Here is an 18,797-nt window from a genome sequence, read left to right on the forward strand (position 1 = left end):
GTCCGGCACGGCCGCCGTCGTGCGGGTACGGTCCGCGTCGGGGCCCGAGCAGGAGAGGATGAGCGCGTGAAGCGAGGGAAGCTGCGGGTGCTGCTCGGTGCGGCCCCCGGCGTGGGCAAGACGTACACGATGCTCGAGGAGGGGCGTCGGATGGCCGACCACGGCCGGGACGTGGTCGTCGCCGTCGTCGAGACCCACGGCCGCGCCGCCACGGCCGCGCTGGTCGACGGGCTCGAGGTCGTCCCCCGCCGCGCCGTCGAGCACCGGGGTGTGGAGCTCGACGACATGGACCTCGAGGCCGTGCTCGCCCGCCGGCCCGAGGTCGCCCTCGTCGACGAACTCGCCCACACCAACGCCCCCGGCAGCCCGCACGAGAAGCGCTGGCAGGACGTCGAGGCGCTCCGGGCAGCGGGCATCGACGTCATCTCCACCGTGAACGTGCAGCACATGCAGTCCCTCGGCGACGTCGTCCGCGAGATCACGGGCACCGTCCAGCGCGAGACCGTCCCCGACGCCGTGGTGCGGGCCGCCGACCAGATCGAGGTCGTCGACCTGTCGCCGCAGGCCCTCCGTGACCGGCTCTCCGACGGGCTCGTGTACCCGGCCGCCCGGGTCGACGCGGCCCTGTCGAACTACTTCCGCCTCGGCAACCTCACCGCCCTCCGCGAGATCGCCCTGCTCTGGCTCGCCGACGAGGTCGACGACGCACTCAAGCGCTACCGCGCCGAGCACGGCATCGCGAACCGCTGGGAGACCCGAGAGCGCGTCCTCGTCGCCCTGACGGGAGGCCCGGAGGGCGAGACCCTGCTCCGTCGCGGCGCCCGCATCGCGGCCCGGTCCGCCGGCGGCGAGCTCGCCGCCGTGCACGTCACGACGAACGACGGCCTGCGCGAACGCCACCCGGGCGCGCTCGGCACGCAGCGCGCCCTGCTCGAACAGCTCGGCGGGACCTACCACCAGGTCGTCGGCGACGACGTGCCGACGACGCTCGTCCGGTTCGCCCGGTCGATCGACGCCACCCAGATCGTGATCGGCATCAGCCGTCGGAGCCGGCTGGCCGCGGCCATCACCGGCCCGGGCATCGGCAGCACCGTGATCCGCGAGTCGGGCGACATCGACGTGCACGTCGTCACGCACGAACGCGCCGGCGGCGGCGTCGCCCTGCCGAAGCTCGGCGGCAGCCTGTCGCGCTCCCGGATCGTGGCCGCGTTCCTGCTGTCCCTGGTCGCCGGACCGCTCCTGACCTGGGCGCTCTCGCTCGCCGACGACCCGGACTCGATCACCGTCGACGTCCTCGCGTACCAGCTGCTCGTGCTCGTCGTCGCGCTGATCGGCGGGATGCTGCCGGCCGTGTTCGCCGCGGTGCTGTCCGGGCTGAGCCTCGACTTCTTCTTCGTCCGACCCCTGCACCAGGTCACCGTCCAGCAGCCCTGGCACCTGTTCGCGCTCGTCATGTACGTCGTCAGCGCCGTGCTCGTGAGCTTCGTCGTCGACCGGTCGGCCCGACGCTCCCGCACCGCCCGCCGAGCCGCCGCCGAGTCCGGGCTGCTCGTCGGGATCGCCGGCAGCGTCCTCCGCGGCGACGACGCACTCCAGGCCCTCGTCGAGCGCACCCGCGAGGCGTTCGGCTTCGCCGGCGTGCGCGTCCGGCAGGGCGACGAGGTGCAGGCCACGTCCGGGACGTTCGGCGACGTGGCGGACACGGCCACGAGCCTCCCGTCCGGGGCCGTGCTCGAGTTCGCCGGCGCGCCCGACGACCCGACTCAGCGTCGGCTGCTGCGCGTCGTCGAGCAGCAGCTCGACGCCGCCCTGGAGCACCGGCAGCTCACCCGAACCGCGGTCGACGCGGAACGCATCGCGGCCGTCGACCGGGTGCGGAGCGCCATCCTCGCGGCCGTCAGCCACGACGTGCGGCGGCCGATCGCCGCCGCCTCGGCCGCCGTGCAGTCGCTCCGGGCGCGCGACGTCAGGTTGGGCGAGGCCGACCGGGAGGCGCTGCTCGCCACCGCCGACGAGAGCCTGCGACAGCTCGCCGTGCTGCTGGCCGACCTGCTCGACGTGAGTCGGGTACAGGCCGGGGTGCTCGCCGCCTCACCCGTGCCGACCTCGCTCGACACCGTCGTCGCTCCCGCCCTCGACGAGCTCGAGCTCGGACCGGAGGACGTCGACCTCGACCTGCCCGCCGAGCTCCCGCCCGTCCTGGCGGACCCGGTGCTGCTCCAGCGGGTCGTCGTGAACCTGCTCGCGAACGCCGTCCGGTACTCGCCCGACGACCAGCGCGTCCGCATCGCCGCCAGCGCCTTCGCGGGCGGCGTCGAACTGCGCGTCGCCGACCGGGGCCCCGGCATCCCGGAGGACCGGCGCGAAGACGTGTTCCAGCCGTTCCAGCGGCTCGGCGACACCGACAACGACACGGGACTCGGACTCGGGCTGGCCCTCGCCCGCGGGTTCACCGAGGGCATGGGCGGCACGATCGAGGTCGACGACACCCCGGGTGGTGGTCTCACCGTCGTGGTGCGGCTGCCGATCGCCGGACACCTGGGAGTGGTGGGACGATGAAGGTCCTGATCGCGGACGACGACGTGCAGCTGGTGCGGGCGCTCGCCGTGACGCTCGGAGCGCGTGGGTACGAGGTCGTCACCGCCCGGGACGGCCGCGCGGCCATCGACGCCGTCATCACCGACCGACCCGACATCGTCCTGCTCGACCTCGGGATGCCCCGGCTCGACGGCATCGGGGTGCTCGAGGGCATCCGCGGGTGGTCGCAGGTGCCGGTGCTCGTGCTCTCCGGGCGCACGGACTCGGGTGACAAGGTCGACGCGCTCGACGCCGGTGCCGACGACTACGTGACGAAGCCGTTCCAGATGGACGAGCTGCTCGCCCGGCTCCGCGCGCTCGGCCGCCGGCGGGTGCCCGCGGGTGGGGAGGCCGCGCCGACCATCCGCATCGGGGACCTCGTGGTGGACCTCGTCGCGAAGCAGGTCACCGCGCCCGACGGACCGGCGATCCGGCTGACCCCGACGGAGTGGCGGCTGCTCGAGGTGCTCGTGACGAACCCCGACCGGTTGCTCACGCGCGAGATGCTGCTGACCGAGGTGTGGGGGCCGACGCACGGCAACGACTCGGGCTACCTGCGGCTGTACATGGCGCAGTTGCGGCGGAAGCTCGAACCGGAACCCTCGCACCCGCGCTACCTGGTCACCGAGTCGGGGATGGGCTACCGGTTCGCCCCGGCCGGCTGATCCGCCGCGTCGTCGCGGATCGCGCCAGGGCGCGCGCTCAGCCGGCGTGCGCGTGCGCCGCGAGCTCCGCGCGGGTCCGGGCGCCGTGCTTCCGGAGCAGGTTCGCCACGTGGTACTTCACCGTGTTCACGCTGATGCCGAGCCCGTCGGCGATCTCGCGGTTGCCCACGCCGGTCGCGACGAGCCGCAGGACGTCGAGCTCGCGCGGGGTCAGGTCGGAGTCCTCGGGCGAGGGCACCGAACCGATCGGCGGGTCGAGCGGCACGGTCACGTCGAGGACGGACCCCCAGCCCGGCGTCGAGTCCACCCGCATCTGGCCGGCGAGTGCCGCGACCCGTTCGGCGATCGGCCGCATGGCGTCGTCCTGGGCGTCGTGCGTGCCGGCGCCGTCGTCGCGCAGCTGCATGAGCAGGTTCCGCCCGTCGCAGTCCCACTGGATCCGGACCCGTCCGGCGGACCCCTCGTCGACGAGGGTGAGCACCGCCGTCCGGACGATCGCCCGGGCGGCGTGCGCGACGTCGCCGGGCAGCGCACGTCCGGTCGCCGGTGGTTCCACGAACTGCACGTCGAGGTCGCCGAACCGCACGAGGGGGCGCAGGTCGGCGCGGAGGCGCGAGAACGCCCCGGCGACGGGCTCGAGCAGCACCTCGCGCTGCCGGTCCGTCGAGGTGCGCAGGTCGACGAGGGCGGCGGACGCGATCTCCACCGCCTCGGCCCGTGCGGCGGCGTCGCCCACCCGCGGGGAGCGCAGGACCGCGAGGACGGACTCGAGCGTCAGGGTGTGGCGGTCGGCCTGGTCGGCCAGCACGCGGGCCTGCTCGGCGGCGTCGGCCCGGTTCGGGTGCCCCGGGTCGCGTGACGACGTCGGCAGCGCTGGAGCGGAGGCCCGACCCGGCCCCGGGACCGCCGTCACCGAGGTGTCGGGGGTGATGCGGGCCTCCCGGCCGGTCGATGCGTCCACCGGGCCGAACCTACCCGCCCCGCCCGAGTGGGACGCCGTGGGCCATCCGAACGGGTGGGACGCCCGCCGTGTCGGGTAGCGGCGTACGGCGCACCGGGCGCGCACTCTTGACCCATGACCCGACTGACGCTCGCCACCGCGCTCGACCTCGTGAGCCACGAACTCGACGACCTCGTCGACGGGGTGGCCGAGAGCGACCAGACGGTCGCGGACCGCGCACTCGACCTGCTCGACGGCGCCGAGCGCGTGTTCGTGCACGGCGCCGGCCGGTCCGGCCTCGCGCTCCGGATGACCGCGATGCGATTCATGCACCTCGGGCTCGACGTGCACGTCGTCGGCGAGACCACGACCCCCGCGATCGAGGAGGGCAACGTCCTGCTCACCGCGAGCGGGTCGGGCACGACCGGCGGCATCGTGCAGGCCGCGCGCACGGCGGTCGACGTCGGTGCGCAGGTCGTCGCCGTGTCGACCACGTCCTCGTCCCCCCTCGCCGAGCTGGCCGAGGTCACCCTCGTGCTGCCGGCGGCGACGAAGACGGACCGCTCCGGGACCGCCTCGGCCCAGTACGCGGGCAGCCTGTTCGAGCAGGGCGTCGTCCTGCTCGGCGACGCGCTGTTCCACGCGCTCTGGCAGCGCAGCGGACACTCCGCCGACGACCTCTGGCCGCGGCACGCCAACCTCGAATGACCCCCACGGAAGAAGGAACACCCATGCAGCTCCAGTTCGCCATCGACACCCTCTCCACCGACACCGCCCTCGAGCTCGCCGCCGCGGCTGCCCCGCACGTCGACATCCTCGAGCTCGGCACGCCCCTCGTGAAGAGCGCCGGCGTCGCGGCCATCACCGCGATGAAGGATGCCCACCCGGACAAGATCGTGTTCGCCGACCTCAAGACGATGGACGCCGGTGAGCTCGAGGCCGACATGGCGTTCCAGGCCGGTGCCGACCTCGTCACCGTGCTCGGCGTCGCCGGGGACAGCACCATCGTCGGTGCCGTGAAGGCAGCGAAGAAGCACGGCAAGGGCATCGTCGTCGACCTGATCGGCGTCCCGGACAAGGCTGCCCGTGCCCGCGAGGTCACCGAGCTCGGCGTCGAGTTCGTCGAGGTGCACGCCGGCCTCGACGAGCAGGCCGAGGAGGGCTTCACCTTCGACACGCTCCTCGACGAGGGCAAGGCCTCGGGCGTGCCGTTCTCGATCGCCGGTGGCGTGAAGGCGTCCTCGGTCGCCTCGGTGAAGGCTGCCGGAGCCCGCGTCGCCGTCGCCGGCAGCGCGATCTACAGCGCCTCGGACGTCGGTGCCGCTGCCGCCGAGATCCGCGCCGCGATCGACGCCGCGTAGTCCTTCCGCACGACGCGGTTGCCTCGAAGCGCCGCGATGCCCACGAGACGCCTCCGAATCCGGGGGCGTCTCGTGCTGTCCGGGGCGTCTCCGGCTGACGGGGGCGTCTCGGCAGCCGGGAGGCCCGTGGCGGGCTTCAGCGCCGGTTCAGGCCGCGCCGCCATGCTCGGACGATGCGTGTGCTGGTGGTCGACGACGAGGTCCGGCTCGCCGAGGGCATCCGGAAGGGCCTGCAGGCCGAGGGCTTCGCGGTCGACGTCGCCCACGACGGTGTCGACGGCCTCTGGTACGCCCGCGAGAACCCGTACGACGCCATCGTGCTCGACCTCATGATGCCGGGCATGAGCGGCTGGAAGGTCTGCGAGACCCTGCGCGCCGAGCAGGACTGGACGCCCGTGCTCATGCTCACCGCGAAGGACGGCGAGTGGGACCAGGTGGACGCCCTCGACGCCGGCGCCGACGACTACGTGACGAAGCCGTTCTCGTTCCCGGTGCTCGTCGCACGGCTCCGCGCGCTCGTCCGGCGCGGGTCCCGGGAGCGGCCCACGGTCCTCCAGGCCGGTGACCTGCGCTTGGACCCCGCGGAGCGACGGGTCTGGCGGGGCGAGGTCCTGCTCGACCTGACCAGCCGGGAGTTCACGGTCCTCGAGTACCTGATGCGCCACCTCGGGCAGGTGCTGTCCAAGCGCGACGTCATCGCGAACGTCTGGGACGACGACTTCGCGGGGGACCCGAACATCGTCGAGGTGTACGTCGGGCACCTCCGACGGACGGTCGACCGACCGTTCGGCCGGAACGCCATCGAGACCGTCCGCGGGGCCGGCTACCGCCTCGCCGCCGACGGTGGCTGACCGGTCGCGTCCGTCCCGCCGCCCCCGGTCCATCCGGGCGCGCGCGACGGGAGGCGCGGCACTCGTCGTCTTCGTCGCCCTCGTCCTCGGGGCGGTCGCGTTCGTCGGGGTCCTCCGGACCTCGCTCGTCGACGGCGTGCGGTCGACCGCCGAGCAGGGCCTGGACAGCCTGACCGCCCGGGTCGAGGCGGACGGGACGGCGGCCGTGCGCGCCGAGGACGACGACGTGCTCGCGCAGCTGCAGGACGGGGACGGCCGCGTGCTGGCCCGCGCGGAGGACAGCCCGGACCGGCCGCTCGCCGCCGCCGAGGAGTCCCGGTACCGGCACGACGGCGAGCGGTGGCTGCTCGTCGCCGACGACGTGTCGCTCCCCGGCGGCGGGGACGGCGTGCTCGTCGTCGGTGCGTCGCTCGAGGACGCCGACACCGCCACCCGGACGGTCACCGTGCTCGTGGCCGCCGCGGTCCCGGTCGTCGTGGCACTCATGTCGCTCGTGACCTGGATCGTCGTCGGCCGCGCCCTCCGACCGGTCGACCGGATGCGCCGCGAGGTCGACGAGGTCGAGGGCACGAACCTGCACGCCCGCGTCGACGAACCGGGCTCCGGGGACGAGGTCGACCGGCTCGCCGTGACCATGAACCGGATGCTCGGACGGCTCGAGGCGTCCCAGCAGGCACAGCGGCAGTTCGTGTCCGACGCCTCACACGAGCTCCGGTCCCCGCTCGCCACGATCCGGCAGCACGCCGAGGTCGCCCGCGCGCACCCGGAGGTCACCGACACCCGGGAGCTGGCCGACGTGGTGCTCGACGAGGGAGCCCGACTGCAGGAGCTCGTCGAGTCGCTGCTCCTGCTCACGCGGGTGGACGAGCGCGGGCGCGAGCGGGACCGTGCGGTCGACCTCGACGACCTGGTCTTCGCGGAGGCGTCCCGGCCGCGGTCCGCGATGGCCGTCCCCATCGACGTGTCCGGCGTCGCTCCGGCCCGGGTGCGCGGCGACGACCGGCTGCTCGGGCGGGTGGTGCGGAACCTCGTGGACAACGCGGTCCGGCACGCGGACCACGCGGTGGTCGTCACGCTCGCCGCCGACGGTGGGGCAGCTGTCCTGACCGTGGACGACGACGGGCGCGGTGTCCCTGAGGCCGACCGCGCCCGCGTCTTCGAGCGCTTCGTCCGGCTCGACGAGGGGCGGGCGCGTGATGCGGGCGGGTCCGGGCTGGGGCTCGCGATCGTCGACGCCGTCGTCCGCGGGCACGGCGGCAGCGTTGCGGTGTCCACGGCGCCCGGTGGCGGCGCCCGTTTCACGGTGCGGCTGCCGGCCGAGCAGGACTGACCGGGCACACCGGGGCCGGTCCCAGGGCGCTTCAGGTCTGCTTCAGTGCCCGCGACCCAGGGTGGTCACATGCAGACCACGACGAAGACCACCGCCCGCCGCGTCGCCCTCCTCACCGCACTCCCCCTCGTCGGGGCCCTGGTGCTCGCCGGGTGCGCGACGGACGACGACGACCGCGACGACATGGCCGCCCCCGCCGTCTCCGCCCCGGCTGCGTCCGCCCCGTCCGTCTCCGCGACCGAGGGCACCGGTACCGGTACGACCGCCGCCGACGGGAAGTCCCTCGCCGCCGCAGCCGCGACCGCACGCACGGCCGTCGGCTCGGGCACCGTCACCTCGATCGAGCAGGAGGCCGGCGGCACCTCGTGGGAGGTCGTCGTCGTCACCGCCGACGGCAACGAGCAGGAGGTGCACGTCGCCGCGGACGGGAAGCGCACCACCGCTGGTCCGACGAAGGAGACCTCGGACGCCGACGACGTCGCGGAGAACGAGCGGTTCGTCGAAGCCGCAGACCTCACGGTGTCCCAGGCCGCCTCACGTCTGACGGGGACGGTCGCGGGCACGGTCACCGAGCTCGGTCTCGACGACCACGCGGGCACCGTCGTCTGGGAGGGCGACGTCCTCGACGGCTCCGGCGCGACGCACAGCATCCGCATCGACGCCGGCAGCGGCAAGGTGCTCGCGAACAGCGTCGACACCGACGACTGACGCCCCCGACTGCGCGAGACGCCCCCGAGGACCCGGGCAGCCGACTCCGGCGGCGTCTCGTCGGTTCCGAGGCGTCCCGCAGACGCCGGCGTCTCGCCACCCACCGCCTCCCGGCATCCGGGCAGCGGCAGTACCGTCGGCTGCGTGAGCACCGACACGCGCCCGAGCCCCCGCCGCCACCGAGCCCTGCGCGTCGGCGCGTGGGCCCTCGCCGTCCTGCTCGTCCTCGTGCTGGTGTTCCTCGTCTGGGCGCACGTCGTCATGCAGGGAACCCGCTCGGCGGCACTCACCGTGTGGCGCGACGACCGGGTGTCCGTGCGGGACGCCGGCGACGCCGTGGTGATGACCCCGACCGGGACCGCGGACGGCGTCGGGATCGTGTTCGTGCCCGGCGCGAAGGTCGACCCGTACGCCTACATGGCGACCTTCCGGCAGGTGGTCGGTGACGGCACGACGGTCGTCATCACGAAGCCGACGCTCAACCTCGCGTTCTTCGACACCCGACCGCTCTCCCGCTTCGAGGCGCACGCCCCCGGCGTCCGGACGTGGACGGTCGGGGGGCACTCGCTCGGCGGGGTGCGGGCCTGCCAGCTCGCGGCGGGGCCCGACGTCGCGGGGCTGCTCCTCCTCGGCAGCTACTGCGCGAACGACCTCGCCGACACCGACCTCGACGTGCTCAGCGTCTCGGGCTCGCGGGACGGCCTGTCGACGCCCGCGAAGGTCGCCGCGGCCCGCGACGAACTCCCTGCCTCCGCGACGTCGGTCGAGGTGCCGGGAGCGAACCACGCCGCCTTCGGTGCCTACGGCGCGCAGCCCGGCGACCAGCCGGCGACGGTCTCCCGGCGCGAGTCCGGGCAGGCGATCACCGCCGCCGTCGAGCGCTGGGTCCGCGACCTCCGCTGAGGGGGACACTCCGCGAGACGCCCCCGTCTGCAGACGGCGCCGCTGAGAACTCGAGACGCCGCCGGATTCGGCGGCGTCTCGGCCGTTCGGTGGCGTCTCGGGCGGACGCGCGGTGCGTGGCGGACGCGGGGCGGGCCTCCAGGCCGGCAGCCGGGAGGCGCGACCCGCCTCCGTCAGTCGGCCTGCGTCCCTGCGGCGTCGCCCCCGCGACCCCGCGTCGCACGGGCGACGAAGTACAGCACGACGCCGACCGCCAGCAGGACCGCCGCGTACAGCCAGACCTGCCCGCTCTGCTGCGTCAGCAGCAGGATGCACGAGGCGACGCCGAGAACGGGCACGAACGTCCACACCCGGAAGTGCTCGTGCTCCACCTTGTCCCTGCGGAGCACGAGGACTGCGACGTTCGTGCTGATGAACACGAAGAGCAGCAGGAGCACGACCGTCTCGGCGAGCGTGCCGACGTCGCCGACCAGGGTCAGTGCCATCGCGACGATCGTGGTTGCGACGATGGCGACCCACGGGGTCTTCCGCTTCGGCAGGACCTTCCCGAGCAGGCTCGGCAGCAGGCGCTGCTCGGCCATGCCGTAGGTCACCCGGCTCGCCATGATCATCGTGAGCAGGGCGCCGTTCGCGACGGCGACCAGGGCGATGATGCTGAAGACCCAGTCCGGGATCGGGACACCGGTCGCCCCGACGACGGCGAGCAGCGGACCGCTCGAGTCGGAGAGCTCCGACGCGGGCAGGGCGATCGAGCTGGCGAGGGCGACGAGCACGTAGACGACGCCCGCGGTGGCGAGGGACCCGAACAGCGCGCGGGGGTAGACCTTGGCGGGTTCGCGGACCTCCTCGGCGACGTTGGCCGAGGTCTCGAAGCCGACGAACGAGTAGTAGGCGACGATCGCGGCGCTGAGGGTGGCGAGGCCCGGGTTCGCCCCGGTCGGGAACGCACCCACGCGCGAGACGTCACCCCCGCCGCCGCCCATCATGACGGCGACCGCGACGATGACGATGACCAGACCGGACAGCTCGATGACCGTCATCACGACGTTGCTGCGGAGCGAGTCCGAGATGCCGCGGGCGTTCAGGCAGGCGACGAGCGCCAGGAACACGATCGCGGCCGGCACCGGCGGGACGTCGATGAACGTGCCGAGGTAGTCGCCGGCGAAGGCGAGGGACAGCCCGGCGGCGCTGGTCACACCGGCGGCGAGCATCGAGAAGCCGACCAGGAACGACACGAGCGGCACCTTGTAGGCGCGTTCGGCGAAGACCGCGGCACCACCGGCCTTCGGGTACTTCGTGACGAGTTCGGCGTAGGAGCCGGCGGTCAGCAGGGCGAGGAGCAGGGCGAGGACGAGCGGGGCCCAGAGCGCGCCGCCGACGTCCTTCGACAGCGTCCCCATCAGGGCGTAGATGCCCGCCCCGAGCACGTCGCCGAGGATGAAGAGGAACAGCAGCGGGCCGGTGATCGCCTGCTTCAGCTTGGAGCCGGTCCCGTCCTGCGGCGGAGCGGTGGTGTCGGTGGTCATGAGCGCGAGCATCCCTGCTCGGGGCTGGGGAGGCGTCCAGATCCGCGTTCGACGGACCGCGTACGACCCTCCCGCCCGAGCGGGACAGCCGCCCGCCCCGGTCCTAGAGTGGGACGCGCAGCAACCCTGTTCGACACCGCCACCCTGGAAGGCCCTCCCCATGACGTCGTCGGATCGGCGAACCCCTGCACGTCTCGCTGACCAGCGCGCGCTCCTCTTCGACCTGGACGGTGTCCTCACGCCGACGGCCGAGGTGCACATGCGCGCCTGGAGCCGTCTGTTCACCCCGTACCTCGCCGCGCACGGTGCCGCTCCGTACACCGAGCAGGACTACTTCGCGTACGTCGACGGCAAGCCCCGCTACGACGGTGTCCGCTCGCTGCTGCACGCCCGCGGCATCGACCTGCCCGAGGGCACCCCGGCGGACGACCCCGCCCTGGACACCGTCTGCGGGCTCGGCAACCGGAAGAACGCCGAGTTCACCGCCGAGCTCGAGGAGCACGGCGTGGCGCCGTACCCGGGCTCGCTGCGCTTCCTCACCGCGGCGATCGACGCCGGGTACGAGGTCGCCGTCGTGTCGAGCTCCGCGAACGCCCGGTCGGTCCTCGAGACCGCCGGCATCCTCGACCGCTTCGACGTCGTCGTCGACGGCGCGGTCGCCCGCCAGGACGGCCTCGCCGGCAAGCCCGCGCCCGACACCTACCTCGACGCCGCGACCCGCTTCGGCCTCACCGCCGCGCAGTGCGTCGTCGTCGAGGACGCCACGAGCGGGGTCGAGGCCGGCCGCAACGGCGCCTTCGGGCTCGTCGTCGGGGTCGACCGCGGCGCCGGGGCCGACGCCCTCCGCGCGCACGGGGCCGACCTCGTCGTGTCCGACCTCGCCGACCTGCTGCCCGACCTCGCCACCACGGTCGCCGGTGCGTCCGGCGCCGACCAGCCTCCCGTCAACCCCCGGAAGACCGCATGAACCCCATCACCGCAGACCCCCTCGACCGTGTCCGGTACCCGGTCGACGAGTGGGCCCTGATCGAGACCGAGTACGCGGACGAGCAGGGCGTCGACGAGACGAACTTCGCCGTCGGCAACGGCTACCTCGGCCTGCGCGGCAACTTCGACGAGGGCCGTGGTGGCGTGCAGTACGGCACGTACGTCAACGGCTTCCACGAGACGTGGCCGATCCGGCACGCCGAGACCGCGTTCGGCTTCGCGAAGACCGGGCAGACGATCATCAACGTCCCCGACGCCAAGGTCATCCGCCTGTACGTCGACGACGAGCCGCTCGTCCTGTCCGAGGCGGACATCCTGCGACACACCCGGCGGCTCGACTTCCGCGGCGGGTACCTGCTGCGCGAGACCGAGTGGTCGACGCCCTCCGGCAAGCGGGTCCTCATCCGCTCGCGACGCCTGGTGTCCTTCGTCGAGCGGCACCTCGCCGTCATCGACTACGAGGTCACGATGCTCGACCACGACGCCTCGGTGCTGCTGTCGAGCCAGGTGCTCAACCGCCAGGACGTCGCCGACGAGTACCACGCCGGCATGAAGGCCGCCGCCGCCGCGTTCGACCCGCGCAAGGCCGAGTCCTTCACGGACCGCGTGCTCCAGCCGCGACTGAAGCGGAACGCCGGGTCGCGCTCGCTGCTCGGGTACCAGGCGACGAGCTCCGGCATGACGATCTGCGTCGGCGTCGAGCACCGGATCGAGACCGAGAACAACTGGGACGAGACCTCGAGCATCGAGGACGACCTCGCCAAGCACGTGTACCGCGTGCAGGCCAAGGCCGGCCAGCCGATCCGCCTCGTGAAGAGCATCGTCTACCACACCTCCCGTGGCGTCCCGGCCCGCGAACTGGCCGACCGCTGCGACCGCACGCTCGACCGGGCGAAGTACGAGACCGTCGAGGAGGTCTTCGGCCAGCAGCGCGCCTGGCTCGACGACTACTGGGCGCGGTCCGACGTCGAGGTCGCCGGGCAGCCCGAGGTGCAGCAGGCCGTCCGGTGGAACCTGTTCCAGCTCGCGCAGGCCACCGCGCGGACGGACGGCCACGGCATCGCGGCGAAGGGCGTCACTGGCTCCGGCTACGGCGGCCACTACTTCTGGGACATGGAGATCTACGTCCTGCCGTTCCTGTCGTACACGGCGCCGATCGTCGCCCGGAACGCGCTCCGCTTCCGCTACAACATGCTCGACGCCGCCCGGTCGCGCGCGCGTGAGCTGAACCAGCGCGGCGCCCTGTTCCCCTGGCGGACCATCAACGGCGAGGAGTCCAGCGCCTACTACGCGGCCGGCACCGCGCAGTACCACATCGACGCGGACATCGCGCATGCCCTCATGCAGTACGTGCGGGCCTCCGGCGACACCGACTTCCTCAAGCGCGGCGCGATCGACGTCCTCGTCGAGACGGCGCGGCTGTGGGAGGACCTGGGCTTCTGGCGGTCGAACGGCGACCAGAAGTTCCACATCGACGGCGTCACCGGGCCGGACGAGTACACGACGGTCGTCGACGACAACATGTACACGAACGTGATGGCGCGGGCGAACCTCTGGTCCGCCGTCAACGCGTGCCGCCAGCTCGCGGTCGACGACGCCGACGAGTACGCCCGCATGGTCCGACGCACGGGTCTCGACCACGAGGAGGTCGAGAACTGGGAGCGCGCGGCCGAGTCGATGGAGATCCCCTTCGACCCGCACCGCGGCATCCACCCGCAGGACGCGCAGTTCCTCGACAAGGAACTGTGGGACCTCGAGCGGACGCCGGAGTCGAAACGCCCGCTGCTCCTGCACTACCACCCGCTCGTCATCTACCGCTTCCAAGTGCTCAAGCAGGCCGACGTCGTGCTCGCGCTGTTCCTGCAGGGGCACGAGTTCACGCCGGCCGAGAAGCGCCGTGACTTCGACTACTACGACGCGCTCACCACGGGTGACTCGACGCTGTCCGCCGTGGTGCAGTCGATCATGGCCGCCGAGGTCGGGTACCACGAGCTCGCCGACCAGTACTTCCAGACCGCGCTGTACGTCGACCTGGCGGACCTGCACGGCAACACCACCGACGGCGTGCACATCGCGTCGACCGGCGGCATCTGGGGGGCGCTCGTCAACGGCTTCGGCGGCATGCGCGACCACGGTGGCCGGCTGAGCTTCAACCCGCGGCTGCCGGTGGACTGGGACCGACTGACGTACCGGATCACGGTGCACGGCTCGCGGGTCCGCGTCGACCTGGCGCAGGACTCGCTGACCTTCACCGTCGAGACCGGTGACGGCCTCGACGCCTGGGTGCACAACCAGCCGGTCCAGGTCCGGCCCGGTGAGCCGACGGTCGTACCGTTGCCGCACCAGGGCCCACGGATGAGCGGGCACGCGCCGACCACCAGCGACATCCAGGGGACGCTCCGTGCCGACGGATCGGTGATCACCGCCTCCATCCCGACGATCTCGCTGGAGCACGACCGCGAGGACGAGGACACCACCGCCTAGGGCGGGGCTCCGCCCCGACCCGGCCGGGAGGCCCGCCCTCCGTCCGCCCCGCTGCCCGCCTCCGTCTGGACCACCGTCCAGCCGCCGGCGGGCAGCGTGGTCTCCCGTGCCCCGCGGGCCGATGACGTCTCTCCCGGGTCACGACCGACGCGAGAGGAACACATCATGGGCAAGCGGTTCGAGGGCAAGGTCGCGATCGTCACGGGTGCCGGGTCCGGCATCGGCGAGGCCACCGCACGGGCGTTCGTCGCCGAGGGAGCCGGGGTCGTCCTGGTCGACAGCGTCGAGGAGAAGGTCCGCGACGTCGCCGACTCGCTGCCGACCGAGCAGGCGATCTGGCTGCAGGCGGACGTCGCCGACCCGGACGCGTGGGAGACCGTCGTCGCCGCGGCCGTCGACCGGTGGGACCGCGTGGACGTCCTGGTCAACAACGCCGGCACGTTCACCTCGGGGGACATCACCGAGATCACGCCCGAGGAGTGGCGCCGGGTCGTCGAGACGGACCTGTCGAGCGTGTTCTACGGGACGCGTGCCGCCCTGCCGGCGCTCCGTGCCACGAAGGGCTCCGTCGTCAACACCTCGTCGGTGTCCGGCATGGCGGCCGACTGGCGGATGAGCCCCTACAACGCGGCCAAGGGTGGCGTGACGAACTTCACGAAGGCCGCCGCACTCGACAACGGTGCGTCCGGCGTCCGGGTGAACGCCGTCGCACCGGGGCTCATCTGGACGGACCTGACGCAGTCGCAGGCGGAGGACGAGGAACTCAAGGCGAAGTTCGCGGAGCGGATCGCCCTCGGTCGCGGAGGTCGTGCGGACGAGGTCGCCGCCGCGGTGCTCTTCCTGGCCAGTGACGAGGCGTCGTTCATCACGGGTGCGGTCCTGCCCGTCGACGGCGGGACCACCGCGAGCAACGGGCAGCCGCCGCAGGCCTGACCCGCCGACCAGTTCCACAAGAGCCATTGCACAACATCCCTTGTGGATGTAGCGTCAGGCCGTGGACGAGACACGACCCGGGACCAGCGGTGACGGCGGAGCGGAGCACACCGGTGCCGGCCCCGCCGCACCGCGACGCATCGGTCGACTGGACGACCCCGCGCGGATGCGTGCACTCGCACACCCGACCCGGCTGCGGATCCTGGGACTGCTCCGGACGGCAGGTCCGCACACCGTCGCGATGCTCGGGGACCAGATCGACGAGGCGCCCGGGACGATCAGCTACCACTGCACGCGGCTGGCCCGGGTCGGGATGATCGAACCCGCGCCCGAAGCCGGCTCCGACCGGCGGGAGCGGTGGTGGCGAGCGTCCCACGAGTCGTCCTCGTGGGACCTCGGCGAGGCGCTCGACGACCCCGAGCGGATGCTCGCCGCGACCGCGTTGAACCGGACGATCGCCGCCGTCTACGCCGAGCGGTGGGAGACCTTCGTCGAGCGTGCGGCGACGTTCGACCCGGCGTGGGTCTCGTCCTCGACGAGCACCGACACCGTGCTGCGGCTGACACCGACGGAGCTCGCGTCCCTCGGGGCGGAACTGCAGGACGTCGTCGACCGGTGGCGGGCGGTCAGCACCGAGCACGGGTCGGGCGACGGCTCCGAGCAGGTGTTCGTGCTCAACCAGGCGTACCGCTGGCCGGGCGCATGAGCGCGGCCGCCCGACTCCGGGCGTTGCTGGTCGTCCAGGTCCTCTCCCGTGTCGGGAACGTGGTGACGACGGTGGCCGTGCCGTTCCTGGTGCTCGCGCGTGGCGGGTCGGCCACCGACGTCGGCATCGCCGCGTTCGTCGCGACGGTGCCGATCGTGCTCGGCGGCCCCTTCGGCGGCGTCCTGGTCGAGCGCATCGGCTTCGTCCGCTCGAGCGTGACGTCGGACGTCGTGAGCGGTGCGACCCTGCTCGCGATCCCGGTGCTCGCCTGGACCGTCGGGCTGCCGACGTGGGTGCTCCTCGCGCTCGTCTTCGCCGGTGGGCTGTTCGACGCTCCGGGAGAGTCCGCGCGACGGGTGCTGCTGCCGGGGCTCGCGGAGGCGGCGGGCATCCCGATCGAACGCGCCGTCGGGCACTTCGAGGCGTCCGCACGACTCTCGGTGCTCCTCGGCGCCCCGCTCGGTGGCCTGCTCGTGGCGGCCGTCGGGCCGCTGCCGGCCCTCGCGTGCACGGCGGGCGCGTTCGGCGTGGCCGCCGTCGTCGCCGGCACGACGCTGCGCGGCGTCGGGGTCACGAGCACGCGGGCCGACGAAGCGGGCACGGCTCCGAGCGGGTACTGGCGGGACATCGTCGAGGGGTTCCGGTTCTGCGTCCGGGATCCCCTGTTCCGCCTCGTGGTGTCGCTCGTCCTCGTGACGAACCTGCTCGACGCCGCACGCTCGACCCTCGTCCCGCTCTACGCAGCGGAGCGCCTCGGCGGTGCGCAGTCGCTCGGCTTCGTGACGGGTGCCTTCGGTGGGGCTGCCTTCCTGGGGTCGGTCTTGTTCGGCTACGTCGCGCACCGGCTCCCGCGTCGGATCCCCTTCGTCGTCTGCTTCGTCGTCACCGGCGGGCCGTCCCTCGTCGTGCCGGCACTGGGACTCGGTCTGCCCTGGGTGCTCGCGGCGTCGGTGGTGTCCGGGTTCGCCGCGGGGGCACTCAACCCGATCCTCGGTGCCGTCGAACTCGAGCGGATCCCGGAGCACATGCGTGCCCGGGTCTTCGGACTCCTCGGGGCGGGAGCGTGGGCGGGCATCCCCGTCGGTGGTCTGCTCGCCGGCGTCGCCGCGGACGGGGTGGGGATCGCGCCGACCTTCGCCGTGGTGGCGGCCTGCTACACCGTGGTCACCCTGGCTCCGCTGGCCGGAGGCTCGTGGCGGCTGATGGAGCGCCGATCCGGCGGCGCTCCACCCTCCGGTCCGGAGCGGAGCGTCCCCGACGCCGCGGCCTGAGCGCAGCCGAGCAGGGTGGTCGACACGCGCTGCGGGACGAGGCCCGACCGCGGCGGTCAGAGGAGCTTGCGGAGCGTGTTCGTGTTCCGCGTCGTGGTGGTCTGCCGGAACCGGGCTGCTCCGGCACGCTTCGCGACGATCGTCGAGGTGCTCGACCCCTTCGGGCACGACCAGTAGACGACGCCGTCGCCGCGGGCCACCTGTTCGACGGCCGGGTCGGGCTCGAGACCGTCGAGCAGGTCGTCGAGGGCGGCGTCGGTCGAGGCGAACACCACGTAGTCGTGCCGGTCCGCCGCCGACGCGAACGGGAACCCGGCCAGCACGGCGGCCAGGGAGTCGTGCGGCACCAACACGATCCAGGCGTCGTACCCGAACCGGTCGCGGAGTGCCCGTTCGACCGCGGCACGGAGGGCGTCGTCGTCGGGGTCGCGGTCGTCGTCCGCGGTGAAGACGACGTTGCCCGAGGCCAGGACGGTCCGGACGTCGGTGCACCCGAGGCCGCGGAAGAGCTCGGCCAGGTCGGCACTGCGGATGGTGATGCCGTTCACGTTGACCCCGCGCAGCAGTGCGATCCACCTCGTCATGGCGTGACGGTAGCGCGGTGCGGCGGCCGGGTCCACGCCGGTCACGTCCAGGTGCGGGCGACGCTCCACCCGCCGCCGTCCGGCACGATGTCCAGCACCAGCGTCTCGCCGTCCTCGGCGGTGGCCTGGAAGCGCCACCCGGCCGTCCGCTCCGGGGCGTGGGTGATCGCGGTGGGCAGGTCGGAGGGCGTGGTGGTCAGCCGTGTCGGGACGTCGCTGACGCGCCAGCGGCGGCCGAGCCAGACGAGCCGGACGGGTGTGCCGCCGGTCCACCACACCGTCGCAGCGGTGTCGACGATCATCATCAGGGAGCCTCCTTGTTCGAACGTGTGTTCGAATGCTAGGTCGGCCCTCCGACACCTGCAAGCGCCCCGGCGCGGCGCGTTCGTCCTCCGGAGGACACCGAGGACGGGCCGGGGTCCGGTCGTGTAGACGAGCATCATGACGAACGACGACGGCCAGGGTCCCGACTCCGCTCACCAGGTCCCCGAGGGGGTGTCCGAGGCGACCGTCGAGGCCCTCGGCAGCCTCTCCGCGGCGATCGAGGTCATCGAGCACGCCCGCGGGCTGCTCTACGGCTTCCACCGGTTGACCGGCACGGCGGACCTCAACATCGGCGAGGCGGTCGAGCAGCTGCGGAAGGCCGGGCACACCGAACTCGCCGAACGGATCGACACCGAGCTCGTGGGACGGAACGTGATCGCGGGGCGGTGGACGTTCCAGATCATGGAGGACTACGACGACGGCTACTACGCCACCGCGAAGGAACTCGAGCGGACGGCCCGCGAGCAGCTCGTCGGTGGCCGGCGCCACCTGTACGAGGCGGGCATGAAGGAGGACCGGCGGACGCCGGCCCGGGCGCACCACGAGGCCACGCCGGCCGACCTGCCGGACTGACCCGGGCCTCCCGGCCGACCCCGGGGAGAACGGGACGTGGGCGGCTGCCGCAGCGGGACACCACTGCGGGCAGC

18 protein-coding genes are annotated in these 18,797 nt (G+C 73.1%); 14 read left to right on the plus strand and 4 right to left on the minus strand.

Annotation, left to right across the window (positions count from 1 at the left end; genetic code table 11):
• The first annotated feature begins 66 nt into the window (after window positions 1-66).
• Both KM842_RS14050 and KM842_RS14055 read left to right on the plus strand, forming a co-directional pair.
• Window positions 67-2,559, plus strand: a complete 2,493-nt coding sequence (locus tag KM842_RS14050) for an ATP-binding protein (RefSeq protein WP_216259322.1) — start codon at window positions 67-69, stop codon at window positions 2,557-2,559.
• Window positions 2,556-3,242 (plus strand): response regulator, encoded by a 687-nt coding sequence (locus tag KM842_RS14055; RefSeq protein ID WP_216259324.1) that lies wholly within the window; start codon window positions 2,556-2,558, stop codon window positions 3,240-3,242. Before KM842_RS14050 ends, KM842_RS14055 begins: the two co-directional genes overlap by 4 nt.
• Window positions 3,243-3,279: 37 nt before the next feature.
• Here the strand turns inward: KM842_RS14055 and KM842_RS14060 are convergent, their stop codons facing one another.
• A complete protein-coding gene (locus KM842_RS14060) occupies window positions 3,280-4,203 on the minus strand; it encodes a helix-turn-helix transcriptional regulator (protein ID WP_253206142.1) in 924 nt (307 codons plus the stop codon).
• Window positions 4,204-4,317: 114 nt separating this feature from the next.
• On the opposite strand from KM842_RS14060, the gene hxlB reads away from it, so the two are divergent.
• The 6 genes from hxlB to KM842_RS14090 all read left to right on the plus strand — a co-directional run bounded on the left by hxlB (window position 4,318) and on the right by KM842_RS14090 (window position 9,335).
• On the plus strand, window positions 4,318-4,890 hold the full coding sequence (gene hxlB, locus KM842_RS14065) for a 6-phospho-3-hexuloisomerase (protein WP_216259327.1): 573 nt from the start codon (window positions 4,318-4,320) through the stop codon (window positions 4,888-4,890).
• Window positions 4,891-4,913: 23 nt separating this feature from the next.
• A complete protein-coding gene (hxlA, locus tag KM842_RS14070) occupies window positions 4,914-5,543 on the plus strand; it encodes a 3-hexulose-6-phosphate synthase (RefSeq protein ID WP_216259328.1) in 630 nt (209 codons plus the stop codon).
• A 173-nt stretch (window positions 5,544-5,716) separates the two neighbouring features.
• Window positions 5,717-6,394 (plus strand): response regulator transcription factor, encoded by a 678-nt coding sequence (locus KM842_RS14075; RefSeq protein WP_216259330.1) that lies wholly within the window; start codon window positions 5,717-5,719, stop codon window positions 6,392-6,394.
• Entirely contained in the window at window positions 6,387-7,724 is a 1,338-nt protein-coding gene (locus KM842_RS14080; RefSeq protein WP_253206143.1) for a sensor histidine kinase, read from the plus strand. Before KM842_RS14075 ends, KM842_RS14080 begins: the two co-directional genes overlap by 8 nt.
• A 69-nt stretch (window positions 7,725-7,793) precedes the next feature.
• Window positions 7,794-8,432 (plus strand): PepSY domain-containing protein, encoded by a 639-nt coding sequence (locus KM842_RS14085; protein WP_216259332.1) that lies wholly within the window; start codon window positions 7,794-7,796, stop codon window positions 8,430-8,432.
• A gap of 144 nt (window positions 8,433-8,576) precedes the next feature.
• The gene (locus KM842_RS14090; RefSeq protein ID WP_253206144.1) at window positions 8,577-9,335 is read left to right on the plus strand and encodes an alpha/beta hydrolase; all 759 of its coding nucleotides are present in this window, start codon (window positions 8,577-8,579) and stop codon (window positions 9,333-9,335) included.
• A gap of 173 nt (window positions 9,336-9,508) precedes the next feature.
• Here KM842_RS14090 and KM842_RS14095 read toward each other — a convergent pair whose 3' ends face one another.
• Window positions 9,509-10,861 carry an APC family permease gene (locus KM842_RS14095; RefSeq protein WP_216259334.1) on the minus strand — a complete coding sequence of 451 codons (1,353 nt, stop codon included), beginning with the start codon at window positions 10,859-10,861 and terminating at the stop codon, window positions 9,509-9,511.
• A 160-nt stretch (window positions 10,862-11,021) separates the two neighbouring features.
• Here KM842_RS14095 and KM842_RS14100 point away from each other — a divergent pair, with 160 nt between their 5' ends.
• The 5 genes from KM842_RS14100 (at window position 11,022) to KM842_RS14120 (ending at window position 17,242) form a co-directional block, all read left to right on the plus strand.
• Window positions 11,022-11,828, plus strand: coding sequence for an HAD family hydrolase (locus tag KM842_RS14100; RefSeq protein ID WP_216259336.1), 807 nt, complete (start codon window positions 11,022-11,024; stop codon window positions 11,826-11,828).
• Complete coding sequence (locus KM842_RS14105; RefSeq protein ID WP_216259338.1) at window positions 11,825-14,332, plus strand: glycoside hydrolase family 65 protein; 2,508 nt, start codon at window positions 11,825-11,827, stop codon at window positions 14,330-14,332. The genes KM842_RS14100 and KM842_RS14105 overlap by 4 nt, the downstream gene beginning before the upstream one ends.
• A gap of 165 nt (window positions 14,333-14,497) precedes the next feature.
• Window positions 14,498-15,265, plus strand: coding sequence for a meso-2,3-butanediol dehydrogenase (gene budC / locus KM842_RS14110; protein WP_216259340.1), 768 nt, complete (start codon window positions 14,498-14,500; stop codon window positions 15,263-15,265).
• Between the two features lie 61 nt (window positions 15,266-15,326).
• A complete protein-coding gene (locus KM842_RS14115) occupies window positions 15,327-15,971 on the plus strand; it encodes a winged helix-turn-helix domain-containing protein (protein ID WP_216259342.1) in 645 nt (214 codons plus the stop codon).
• A complete protein-coding gene (locus KM842_RS14120) occupies window positions 15,968-17,242 on the plus strand; it encodes an MFS transporter (RefSeq protein ID WP_253206145.1) in 1,275 nt (424 codons plus the stop codon). Before KM842_RS14115 ends, KM842_RS14120 begins: the two co-directional genes overlap by 4 nt.
• A gap of 56 nt (window positions 17,243-17,298) precedes the next feature.
• Here KM842_RS14120 and KM842_RS14125 read toward each other — a convergent pair whose 3' ends face one another.
• A complete protein-coding gene (locus KM842_RS14125; RefSeq protein WP_216259344.1) occupies window positions 17,299-17,826 on the minus strand; it encodes a DUF1697 domain-containing protein in 528 nt (175 codons plus the stop codon).
• Window positions 17,827-17,867: 41 nt separating this feature from the next.
• Window positions 17,868-18,131 carry a hypothetical protein gene (locus tag KM842_RS14130; RefSeq protein WP_216259346.1) on the minus strand — a complete coding sequence of 88 codons (264 nt, stop codon included), beginning with the start codon at window positions 18,129-18,131 and terminating at the stop codon, window positions 17,868-17,870.
• A 136-nt stretch (window positions 18,132-18,267) separates the two neighbouring features.
• On the opposite strand from KM842_RS14130, the gene KM842_RS14135 reads away from it, so the two are divergent.
• Complete coding sequence (locus KM842_RS14135) at window positions 18,268-18,723, plus strand: hypothetical protein (RefSeq protein WP_216259348.1); 456 nt, start codon at window positions 18,268-18,270, stop codon at window positions 18,721-18,723.
• Window positions 18,724-18,797: the final 74 nt, after the last annotated feature.

This window comes from Curtobacterium sp. L6-1, assembly GCF_018885305.1.
Classification (GTDB): Bacteria; Actinomycetota; Actinomycetes; order Actinomycetales; family Microbacteriaceae; genus Curtobacterium; species Curtobacterium aetherium.